Genomic DNA, 12,022 nt, shown 5'->3' with positions numbered 1-12,022 from the left:
TTACAGATAGAAAAGCTTCAGCATAATATGTTAACCTTTCATTATAATGAAAATACATACTTTGATTTTTAATAGCACAAGAGATTAAATTAAAGAAGAGTTCTGGATTTTTCCAGAACTCTTGGATTGTTTCAACGCAGAATTACTTTCCAGTCCACATATCGGTAACATAATTATTGGGGTCAGTAAAATACTTGTAAGGAAGATAAAAATAGCCTTTATCTCCCCAATCTTCTCCCCAGGAATTACGCATGATAACTTGAGTTTTATTATCATTGTATCCAACTGCCAATATAGCATGTCCACCTAACAGCTGTTCTTTAGTTATATCTGGCATTGGGACTATTCCGGTATCTGCCACATCATCTGATTCAAAACTTGAATATACTTTTATGCCTGTAACTACCGGCAAATTTTCAGCTAAAGCTATTTTTAAAGTGTTTAAATCTTTTACACGTCTGTACTCTTCAATTGTATATGACACTCCATTTAATACAGCTCTTGGAGTTGGTTCCTCCGTAAATTTGCTGATATCATAAGGATAGTCATTCTCAAAAGAACACCCAAGCTGTTTAAGCACTTTCATTCCGTCCCTAATATAAGCTCCGCTGTCATCATTTACAGTATTCTCTATGAATCTTTCCCACCAATACAGATATAAACGGCTTAGCTGTTTATATGGCTCCTTCGATATATTTTCAAGATACTCACGCAGCCCTGAAACAATAGCATTAGCTGTACAGCTTCCCAGTTCTCCCTGGTCCACTATTGGTGACATATATTTTCTGAGATCTGCTTCTTTAGGAAGGTTCGAGATCTGTTTTATAGTAGAAGAATAATAAATTTTATCTCTCATATCTTGTTTATCAGGTTTTAATTTATAACTTCTTTTTACCATTTTTTATATCCCTCTGTTTTTTTCATATTGACGAATTTATTAATATCCGTCTTTACATAATATGAAACAATGTCAAACGGGTACACAAAAATAGAAAACTATCTCTAGATTTGGAATGTAATTTGCTGTATAGTGCTCATATTTTATCAAGTGATTCTTAGGCTCAGGTGGAGTTTGCTAATAATCAAAAAACCTGCACTCTATTATTGAGAATGCAGGTTTTTGCTGTACATTTATTTCAAATTTTGCTCGTATGCCTCAATCATTTTCTTAACCATGTTTCCGCCTATGGAACCAGCCTCTCTGGAAGTTAGATCTCCATTGTAACCATTCTTTAAATTTACTCCAACCTCTCTAGCTGATTCTGTTTTAAATCTATTCAAGGCTTCTTTAGCCTGTGGAACTACAGGTTTATTACTGTATGCCATATTACCCACTCCTTTTTATAGTAAATTTTAGTGCCTACAGTTACAGTTTGTACTTTACTACAAAAATTATTCCAGGTAATTAAATGAATTTTTACAGCTATTTACAGCTTAAATTCAGGCTTTATTGATATTAACTTCTTCTGTAAATTCCGTATGTTCAGATGTTTCTGTATTTTCTGCCTCACTGGAATTTTCTTCTAGGGTATTTTCTTCAGTGGTATCATAAACATTCTCTTTCTTTAATAATGACAGGCATTTTGAAACCTTTTTATTGACTATTCCCAAGCCTAATAAAATAACTGCAATGCCTCCATAGACAGCAATTGGTTCAAATATTCCCGGAAGCAGTTGGGATGGTACTAATTGTTTAATAACATCAGCAGAAGAATATCCCTGAGCTACATAATTATTAACTGTACTTCTAAAAAAGATAATATTATTAACTAATAATGCAGCTCCCACGACTGCTATAACTAAAGAAACAGCATAGAAAACAATTGAAATAGAAAATTTTCTTGACTTTTTTTTATCTTTGAGCTTCATAATTAAATTATCTCCATTTCCATATTATATTCTTATATTATTTAATATTAATGCAAGATTATTACATTTAAGTGTCAACATTGTTAACAATTTATAACCAGCAGAGCAATTTTTTGTGAATAAGTGAGTATTTTGTTTAGTTTATCTGTGTACAGTTTCCTGCTTCTATTTCATTTTAAATGCAATTTTTTGGAGAATTTTGCAGAAAATTAGAATAAAACATATTTAATTATAGCTTTTTATATGTTATAATAATAAAAAATATATTTATTGGAAGCGTGGAACTATATAATTATTTTGGGCACTTTATATATAGTAAGCTAGTAGTGCAACCGACCAACTTTTAAAGTTAGGTGGGTTTTATTTTTTTGTAATTTTATTCTTAGGTGAATACATATAACTTTTAAGGAGAGTTCCTATGGTTAGTATAATAATTCCTACATTATTCTATTTCGGGTACTCTGATAAATGATCTTTCAAATATGTCGGTAATTGTAAATGGAATACCTATTTCTACGGAATGGATAGATACCATACGCAAAACATCTCCGGATTACTGGCAGGTGAATGTACCGGTCAATAGATTGAAAGTGAATTCAATAAATGAAATAAGGATTGAAAGCAGCCATCGTTCTATAACAGGGGATTGTGCAGATATTGACAATCCGGCTAACTGGCTTACCATATATGATGATTCCAAAGTGCATATTTCGGATAAAAGCATGTATTCACCTTCACTTTCGAATTTTTATTCTTCTTATTTTGAGGATTTTGATGCCAATAAATCCTTGAAATCGAATTTCATACTTCCGGATATAAAAAATGTCAATTTGATTTCAGCACTTTTGAAACTCAGCTGTTCTGTCGGAAATCTTTATTCAGATAGAAATTTAATAAATTACAATGTTGTTGAAGGTGATGTAAATCAGAAACCAACTGGAAATTCAATTGTCATTGCACCAGCTGGTGAATTTAAAAGTAGTGTAGATGCCAAAAAGTTAGATAAGGATCAGGGATTCTTGTCAATCTCAGATAAATCTTCACAAAATCCGTATTATACTACCATAATAAGTGGGAAAAATAAAAATGGAATTGCTAAATCTGCAAGTTTTATTTCAAATAGTGAACTTTTGAAACAGATAAAAGATACTTCAATTGTTGTAGATTCTGATATAAAAGGCAAATACAGTAAATTTGTAGAGAATAAAAAGGGACTATACATGTTTTCCAACTGGGGATATTCAGATACCAATCTTTCAGGGGCATTTCATCAGAAAGCAAGTTTTTCTTTTGTTCAACCCAATGGACTGCAGTCTGAAAAAGGTTCCTACATAAATTTGAAGTTTAGGCACTCTAGAATATTAGTTCCTGACAGATCTCTGCTCACTGTTTATATAGATGGAAAACTTGTGGACAGCTCAAAATTGTCAAATTCCAATGCAGAGGATGGCAGTTTGAAAGTTGTTATTCCAGAAAGTGCTTTAAAAAAATCTATGATAAAAGTAGATGTGGAAGTATACAACTATATAGGTAAAATAGACTGTTCTAAGGATTACTATGATAGTGCATGGACATATATAGATTCTGATTCCCAAATACGTCTGATTCCTGGAAAACTTGGTATTCAGCCATCATTGGATAATTTCCCATATTTTAATACATACAATGAAAGCAAACAGCCTGAAATTTTATTATCGTTTTCAAACACTATTGATGTTGCTCAACTTGATACAGCATCCATTATGGCATCGCGTATGGGTCAAAAATCAAAAAAAGTTTTTGATTTTGATGTATTAAAAGGAGGTAATGAGCTTGTAAATGGGCAACAAAATAAAAACATGATTTTTATAGGATCATTCAACAATATAAATCTTCCTGACAAGATCAAGGAGTCAATTCCCATACTGCCTCTGGGAAATGGAAAGTTTAAAATCAAGGAAGGACTTCAAGCAACGCCTGAAACCTTAAAAAATAAAACATTAGTACAAGTAGTTAGATCACCATGGAATTTTAACAAAAGAGTATACGTTGTGACTTATGATAATGATTCTAATTTGAAAGCATTCAATATATTTTTAAGTAATAGTGACAATTTGCAAAAGATGAGGGATCAGATATCTATTATTGATAATGCATTAGGGATAAATAATATGGCAGCAGTAGATCTACAGGATAATAAAGTTCCTGTTACATTGGGTTCCATTTTAAGTACTATTGAGGATAAGTCAGGCCTTCCCTGGTGGGCTCTTTTGACAATTTTGATTTTAGCGATGTTGTGTATAATAACTGTTGTTAGATTGAGAAAGAAAAGTAACCAATTTGAAGAGGTTGGTAATAGAATGAAGAAGTCTCAAGGATTTAAGGCAAAGGAAATTGTAGACAGAAAATCAAATGATGAGGGCAAGAAATAATAATTATTATTGTAATTTAAATATTGATCCTGTTTAATTCAACCTTTGGAGTATTGCATAGGTATATGGAATTTGTTAACAATATGTAATATTTTTTAACATTATATAACAATTTTTAACATTATTAAAATTGTTCTTAAAATTATATTAAGTTATAATAATTTCACTAGAAATGCTATTCTCAAAAAATAGATAAAATATGAGGTGATTATTATTTTTAGCATTGGTAAAAAGAAAAAAATTACTGCATGGCTATTAGTTCTGTTGTTGACACTTTCTACTGTTTTTCCAAATGCTTTTATTAACGTAAAAGCAGATGCGGCTGGCAAAACTTTTGATATAATAGAGGTTACAGATTTTCATGGTGCCCTGGAAGATTCCAGCAATCCCCCTCTGCCTTCTGGTGCGGTGCTTGCGAAGAACATTAAAGATATAAAAGCTTCCAATCCGGATAGAACCTTGGTTTTAGGCGGAGGAGATTTATACCAGGGAACACCGGTGTCCAATGTTTTATTTGGAGTTCCAGTACAAAAACTTATGGACAATATAGGAATGGAAGTTACTGCACTTGGAAATCATGAGTTTGACTGGGGACTGGATAAGATAACAGGCACCACTATGAAAGACGCAAAATACTCAATAGTATGTTCTAATCTTCGTGATAAAAGCAGTGGAGAAAGAGTTTTTGAACCTTATAAGATAATTGAGAAAGATGGAGTTAAAATTGCAGTTGTAGGAGCCATAACTACTGAAACGCCTAATATTGTGATGCCTGCATATGTAAAAGATTATAATTTTACAGATCCTGCAGAAGAGATAAATTCTGTAGCAAAGGATTTAAAAGAGAGCAAGAAAGCTGATGTGGTTCTGGCAGTTGTGCATGAGGGAAATGACGCGAGTGCTCCTGCTACCGGCCCAATTTTTGATATTGCAAATTCTTTAACCAACGTGGATGCAGTATTGGGAGGACATTCCCATACCATATTGCAGGCTACAGTCAAGGGTATGCCTGTTGTCATAGGAGGAGCTCAGTCAAAAGGCTTCATTGATTTGAAAATGAACATAGATGAAGCAGGGAAAATATCCTTTACAAATACTGATAATAGCTATATAGCAATTAACACTAATGCTCCTAATGGATATAAAGCTGCAGACCCTGCTGTAGATTCAGAAGCTGCTTCAATAGTTGCTGAGGCCAAGAATGAAATAGGGCCTACATTTAGTGAAGTTATTGGAACTGTTAAAGATGATGTAACCAGAGCTCAGGTTCAGCAGCCCTATGGTGAATCTGAATTGGGAAACTGGGCAGCAGATGTTGTGAGAAATTATGCCAAGGCAGATGTGGGGGTTGCCAACAACGGTGGACTTAGAATAGACATACCTGCTGGAAATGTAACAGTTGGCCAGATATATACATTGATGCCTTTTGACAATGAAATCAATACTGTGTCCATGAACAAAGCTCAATTGAAAACCGTCCTTGAACAAGCAGTTGGCACTTATCCAGATCCTAGTAATGCAAAGAATACGCTGGGTGGAAAGGGAATCCAGATTTCAGGAATAAAATTTACCTATGATGACTCAAGAGCCTATGGCAGCAAGGTGACCAGTATAACCAGAGAGGACGGCAGTGCTATTAGCGATACTGAAACTTTAAAGGTGGCCGGTCCGGATTTTGTGCTGACAGGCGGAGATGGATTCCTGGGATTTACGGATTCGGAAGTTAAAAAGACACTATCCAACACACATGAACTTGCAAGGGATGCTTTTATTGAGGATATAAGAGCAAACAAAACCATTAAATATGCTATAGAGAATAGAATTGTTTCACAAAATCAGACAGGTGAGGGTGAATCCATGACTATAGCAGAAGCGAGGAAGGCCCAGACAGGTTCAGTCATACTTACGGGAACTGTTTCTGTAGTGAACGGCAAGAGTGTATTTATGCAGGATGATACCGCAGGAATCTGCGTGTATAACGAAAAAGGTTCTGCAATTCACAAGGGAGATAAAATCACGGTAAAGGGGACATTGTCAGACTTTTATGGATTATTGGAGATAACGCCGTCTTCTGCAGAGGATGTGAAAGTAGAGAGCACCGGCAATACAGTTACACCCAAGGAGGTTACTGTAGATAAGCTCAATGATGATTTACAGGGACAGCTTGTGAAAATAAAGGGACTTACCTTTGAAAGCATTGATAACTCAGGTGCATCTATGGCACATGACTCCACTGGAAGTGTAAATATATACAAAATGCCTAAAGTAGATGGACTGGCTGTAAATGACACTGCCGATGTAACTGGTGCTGTGAGCAAGTATGGTTCAAGCATAGAATTATTGGTTGGCAGTGCGGCAGATGTGGTTAAAACCGGCAGTACCCAGGAACCGGCGGCTGCAATATCCATATTGGGTACGTCTGATATACACGGAAATATATTCCCCATAGATTATTCCACTTTAAAAGAATCGGATCAGGGACTGGCCAAGGTTTCAACTTATGTAAACAGCGTCAGGGCTTCCAATCCCAATACCATGCTGATAGATAATGGAGATACTATTCAGGGAACTCCGCTGTCCTATTACTATGACAAAATAGATACAACTACAGAATATCCATTGATTAAAGTCATGGGGGCCATGAAATATGATTCCTGGACTCTTGGAAACCATGAATTCAATTATGGACTGGATGTTTTAAATAGAATAATTGCAGATGCACAGAAGGAAAAAATAAATGTACTATCTGCAAATACCTATAAAACTTCGGATAATACCAATTTTGTAAAACCGTATATTACAAAGACTTTTAATGTCAATGGCAAAGATGTGAAAGTTGGCATACTGGGACTGACTACAAAGACCATACCTAACTGGGAAAATACTGATAATTATAGGGGATTGCAATTCAATGATCTGGTTGATGAAGCCAAGAAGTGGGTTCCGGTACTGAGAAATACTGAAAAAGCTGATGTTGTAATATTAAGTGTACACAGCGGAGAGGAAAGTGCTACAGATACCATACCTGAAAATCAAGTAAAGGCCATAGCTACTGGTGTAGATGGCATAGATGCAATACTGTGTGGACATGTTCATGCAAATATAAGCAGTGATACAAGCTTAAAGAATCCCAGCGGAAAAGTAGTCCCTATAACTGAACCCGGCAAATGGGGGCAGTATGTCTCAAAACTTGACATAAACTTCAATGCAGATGGTACTCCTAATGTTACTACAAAAACTGTAAAAATGGATTCTTCCATACAGGCAGATCCGGCTATATTAAAATTGGCTCAGCCATATGAGGATGCTACATTGAAATATATATCAACTGTAATTGGACAATCTACCGGGGACTTTTCCGGAGAAAAGCAGACCACGGAACCCACTGCACTTATGGATTTGATAAATAAAGTTCAGGCAGATGCTGCAGGAACCCAGCTTTCCATAGCAGCTCCATTGAGTGCAAGTGCCCATATACCAAGTGGGAATATAAAAATTCAGGATATAATGGGTGTGTATGTTTTTGAAAATTTCTTATACGGAATAAAGATGAATGGTGCACAGCTTAAGAGATGGCTTGAGTATTCGGTAAGATATTATAAGCAGGTTTCTGACACCGACAAGTCTGTTGTCAAAGATCCAGTTTTAAATATTCCAGATTATAATCTGGATCAATTGTATGGGGCAACTTATGACATAGATCTGACTCAGCCTGCATGTACCGTAGATCCTAATACTGGTATAGTTAACTCTGAAAACAGAATTAAAAATTTGAAATTCAACGGCAAGCCTGTATCGGACACAGACGAATTTACAGTTGCCATAAACAATTATAGATACAACGGCGGCGGTGGTTTCATGAAAGCAGCAGGTCTGACTGTTAAAAATGAAGAGGGCAAAGATGTACCGGACGATTCAAAAGTGATGTATGATTCTGCCAAGGCACTTGGAGATGATGGACAGGTTAGGAACATGATGATCAAATATATTCAGGACAACAAGACCATAACACCCGATGTGTCCAATAACTGGTCAGTGATTACTACTCCTGGCAGCGAACCAAACAAGGATTTCTCAATAGAAAACCTCACTAAAACAACTTCTTTTAAACCTGGTAATGATGCCGAAGTAAGGGTAAAGGTAACTAATAATTTAAACACAGCTAAAACTGTAACTCTAATTGAAGCTTTATTCCAGAATAATAAATTCATAAACTATGTTAAATGCTCGCAGGATTTGGAATCTAATAAAAGTATTATATTGGACGGAGGTTTTACTATACCCAATGATGATGGTTATAGTGTTAAAGCTATGCTGTGGGACACATTGGACAATGGAAAGCCTATTTCTGATTATATAGAAATACCTGTAGCTAACTAATATAGTTTGTTTTAAAGAGGCAAAATATATTTTGCCTCTTCAAATATGAAAAGGGAGGATAGTAATTATATGAGACTAAAAAAAATAGCTGTAGTTTTTGCTATAATATATGCTATCACTAGTCAGGGTTTTATATTTACAGCAAATGCGGCATCAGCTGATGTAAGCCAGAGAATCGGAGGCAAGGATAGATATGAAACTTCAGCAGATGTTTCAAATTTTGGGTGGAAAGACGGCTCAGATTATGTTGTGCTCGCCAATGGACAGATATATGCTGACGCCTTGTGTTCTGTACCTTTGGCTAAAAAGAATAATGCTCCTGTACTTTTGACAGAGCCAGACAGACTTTCAGATTCGGTTAAAAATGAACTTGAAAGACTAAAAGTCAAGCATATATTGATTATAGGCGGGGAAGGTGTAATCTCTAACAATGTGGTAGACAGTGTAAATTCCCTGGACAATAAACCTGAGATCAAAAGAATAGGTGGAAAAGATAGATTTGAGACTTCTGTCAAAGTAGCTCAGGAATTAGGCGGTGCAGATAAGATAGCCGTCACTTATGGGTATAATTATGCTGATGCGCTTTCCATGTCGTCAATAGCTGCAGTCAAGGGGATGCCTATACTTTTGACCGATAAAGATAATATTCCAGATAGTGTTCAGAACTATATAAATAATACAAAGCCATCCACTTCCTATATACTGGGCCTTGAAGGTGTTGTGAGCAAGGGTGTGGAAAATAGTATAAATAAAAGTTTATCCACTACTTCAATCAGACTTGGCGGCAGCGACAGGTTTTCCACTAATATAAAAATTTTAAAGCAGTTTGAAGAAGATATAGATTTCAATAATATATTTGTTGCAGCAGGAGACGGTCCTGTTGGAAATGAATTTGCCGATGCACTCTCCGGTTCGGCTTTGGCAGCTCAAAAAAATTCTCCTATTTTACTGGTGTATAATAAGCTCCCTTCTGAATCCGAATCTTATATAAAGGGTAAGATTACCAAGGACAGCCGTGAAATTGCCATTGGAGGGGAAAGTGTACTGCCAAATTCCATTATTGAAAGCATTGCAGGCTATATACAGGATAAAAATGATGCTAAACCGGGTAATCCAGGTGGTAATGACAGTTCTGACGACTCAGACAATCATGAGGAAATTCCTGTTGTAAATGTTGAAGGAAATGATGTAACTATAACTTATACTGATTCCAATATAAAGGCAGGCAGTGCAACAGTAGAAATATACTCCTATGGAACTAAAAACTACAAATATATTGATCAAGACTATAATCCAGATGGAAGCTGCGAATTTAAGTTTACGTTAGACAAAGGGAGTTACTCCGGTCAGCTTAATGTTAATGGTACAAAAATCAATATACCAGAGTTTGATGTAGATTAATTTACATTTTAGGTACGCTATTTTGACAAGCTGTCTTAAAAGTTTTTAAGACAGCTTGTTTTGATGTTGGAATTGAATCACATAAGAAATATTTAATTCTTTAAATATAAATAATGAATAAAATATATTAATAAAATTAAATTGTATAAACCTATTTTATATGTTATTATATACTTGAAATGACAAAGTATATATGTATAAATTACATTTTTATGTATGTGTAATGAAAGCGCAAACATATGGAATCAAAAATTCTCGTCCGTATACCGCGTGTAGTTGTATATTCAGACGAATAATTTTTAAATAATTGAATTATTTGATTTAAATATTTAATTAAAATGCAGGATTTACATAAAAATAATTAAATAACATTAAATTAGGGGGAATAAATTATGGAATTGAACCTAGAAAAAATCAAAAGGGCTAAAGATAATATAAAAGGTGTGGTTAGAGAAACACCCATTTTTTATACAAGTACTTTTTCTAAAAAATGTGGGTGTAATTTATATTTAAAATGTGAAAATAAACAGAAAACTGGAGCTTTCAAATTGAGAGGTGCATATAATAAACTGGTTAACCTCAGTGAAGATGAGAAAAAAAGAGGTGTTATAGCATCTTCGGCAGGAAACCATGCCCAGGGAGTTGCCTATGCAGCAACAGCTTTTGGGGTGAAATCCACAATAGTTATGCCTGTTACTGCACCTAAGGCAAAAGTAGAAGCTACTAAAAATTATGGGGCTGAGGTAATTCAGGCAGGTCAGGTATATGACGAATGTTATGCCAGGGCAGTAGAGGTTCAGAAAAAAACCGGTGCCACCTTTGTTCATCCTTATAATGATGTGGATGTAATGGCAGGTCAGGGAACTATAGGGCTTGAAATACTGGATAAATTGCCGGAAACGGATATAGTAATAGTCCCAATAGGCGGAGGTGGGTTGATATCAGGTGTTGCCACAGCAGTCAAATCAATAAAACCTTCCATAAAAGTTATAGGAGTACAGCCTGAAATTATAGCTTCTACCAAGGCTTCCATGGAGCAGGGAAAAATTGTTACACTTCCGGGTAAAAAGTCTCTGGCCGATGGTACATCTGTCTGTGCACCTGGAGATAAGTGCTTTGATTATATAAAAAAATATGTGGATGAAGTGGTATCTGTGAGCGAAGAGGAAATAGCATTTGGAATGTTTTCATTAATGGAAAGGAATAAATTGATAGCTGAAGGTGCTGGTGCACTGCCTCTGGCAGCATTACTGGCAGAAAAAATAGATGGAATAGAAGGTAAAAATGTAGTTGCATTGATAAGTGGTGGAAATGTAGATATAGCTGCTGTTGCAAAAGTAATAGAAATTCAGCTGGAAAGCAGCAAGCATTCGCTGCAGTATTGTTAGAAAATGGAATTTATAAGTATCAGTTTTACTGATACTTATAAATGTAAATAGACGTCTTATTGACCCATAAGTTGTGATTTAAGCTGTTGAACATCATTGCTGTCAGCCATCATTGCGGGTTTGTAATAGCCCTTTGACTGGGCAATTTTATAGAGTTCGTATTGAGATGTTTCACAGTTGTTTCGGATCTGTTGAATTGTTGATCTGAGATTGGGATTAGCGCATTCGGCTATTACGTTTGCATAGGTTGCTAATTCACCTTTAACCATTGAAAGCGTATCGTTCACCATTATTTTATCCTGCATGTTTTTCCCTCCTAATTTAAAAATGACATCAATTGCTGTTTTGTTTTCTGAGCATCTTGTGCTGATTTTTGAAAGTATGATTTTACCTCCGGATCAGTGCAATTCTGTAAATATGCCTGCATTTTTTCATAAGCTGTGTCATGTGCTCCGATAAGATGTCTGAGATTTTGAAGTTCTTGTTGATTTAATTGTGACATAGTATAATACCCCTTTCATTTTTTTTACCAGTAGTTATTATGTTTGATTTTAATTTCAATTATGCAGAAAT

The 12,022-nt window shown here is 35.2% G+C and carries 8 protein-coding genes, 1 pseudogene and 1 riboswitch; of the genes and pseudogenes, 4 read left to right on the top strand and 5 right to left on the bottom strand.

All coding sequences use genetic code 11. From position 1 onward, the window contains the following. Window positions 1-142: 142 nt before the first annotated feature. From CLLU_RS00275 to CLLU_RS00265, 3 genes are all read right to left on the bottom strand, one after another. On the bottom strand, window positions 143-898 hold the full coding sequence (locus tag CLLU_RS00275) for a C1 family peptidase (RefSeq protein ID WP_106007588.1): 756 nt from the start codon (window positions 896-898) through the stop codon (window positions 143-145). 233 nt (window positions 899-1,131) lie between these two features. Next, a complete protein-coding gene (locus CLLU_RS00270) occupies window positions 1,132-1,326 on the bottom strand; it encodes an alpha/beta-type small acid-soluble spore protein (RefSeq protein ID WP_106007587.1) in 195 nt (64 codons plus the stop codon). A 114-nt stretch (window positions 1,327-1,440) separates the two neighbouring features. Then, window positions 1,441-1,869, bottom strand: a complete 429-nt coding sequence (locus CLLU_RS00265; protein ID WP_207655921.1) for a hypothetical protein — start codon at window positions 1,867-1,869, stop codon at window positions 1,441-1,443. A gap of 263 nt (window positions 1,870-2,132) precedes the next feature. Beyond that, window positions 2,133-2,216: riboswitch (cyclic di-GMP riboswitch) on the top strand. Between the two features lie 102 nt (window positions 2,217-2,318). Here CLLU_RS00265 and CLLU_RS00260 point away from each other — a divergent pair. From CLLU_RS00260 to ilvA, 4 genes and pseudogenes are all read left to right on the top strand, one after another. Continuing rightward, a complete protein-coding gene (locus tag CLLU_RS00260; RefSeq protein ID WP_276329471.1) occupies window positions 2,319-4,280 on the top strand; it encodes a cellulose biosynthesis cyclic di-GMP-binding regulatory protein BcsB in 1,962 nt (653 codons plus the stop codon). 204 nt (window positions 4,281-4,484) lie between these two features. Further along, a complete protein-coding gene (locus CLLU_RS00255; RefSeq protein ID WP_106007585.1) occupies window positions 4,485-8,660 on the top strand; it encodes a 5'-nucleotidase C-terminal domain-containing protein in 4,176 nt (1,391 codons plus the stop codon). 69 nt (window positions 8,661-8,729) lie between these two features. Beyond that, window positions 8,730-10,061 carry a cell wall-binding repeat-containing protein gene (locus CLLU_RS00250; protein ID WP_158255864.1) on the top strand — a complete coding sequence of 444 codons (1,332 nt, stop codon included), beginning with the start codon at window positions 8,730-8,732 and terminating at the stop codon, window positions 10,059-10,061. Window positions 10,062-10,453: 392 nt separating this feature from the next. Further along, window positions 10,454-11,443, top strand: a pseudogene (gene ilvA, locus CLLU_RS00245) (threonine ammonia-lyase); the annotation flags it as partial. A gap of 62 nt (window positions 11,444-11,505) precedes the next feature. Here ilvA and CLLU_RS00240 read toward each other — a convergent pair. Next, the gene (locus tag CLLU_RS00240; RefSeq protein ID WP_106007582.1) at window positions 11,506-11,754 is read right to left on the bottom strand and encodes a spore coat protein; all 249 of its coding nucleotides are present in this window, start codon (window positions 11,752-11,754) and stop codon (window positions 11,506-11,508) included. An 11-nt stretch (window positions 11,755-11,765) separates the two neighbouring features. Continuing rightward, on the bottom strand, window positions 11,766-11,951 hold the full coding sequence (locus CLLU_RS00235) for a hypothetical protein (RefSeq protein WP_106007581.1): 186 nt from the start codon (window positions 11,949-11,951) through the stop codon (window positions 11,766-11,768). Between the last annotated feature and the right edge of the window lie 71 nt (window positions 11,952-12,022).

The sequence above is a fragment of the Clostridium luticellarii genome, assembly GCF_002995845.1.
Classification (GTDB): Bacteria; Bacillota; Clostridia; order Clostridiales; family Clostridiaceae; genus Clostridium_B; species Clostridium_B luticellarii.
Note: the sequence above shows the minus strand (reverse complement) of the source record. Positions and strands in the feature narration are given on the sequence as shown.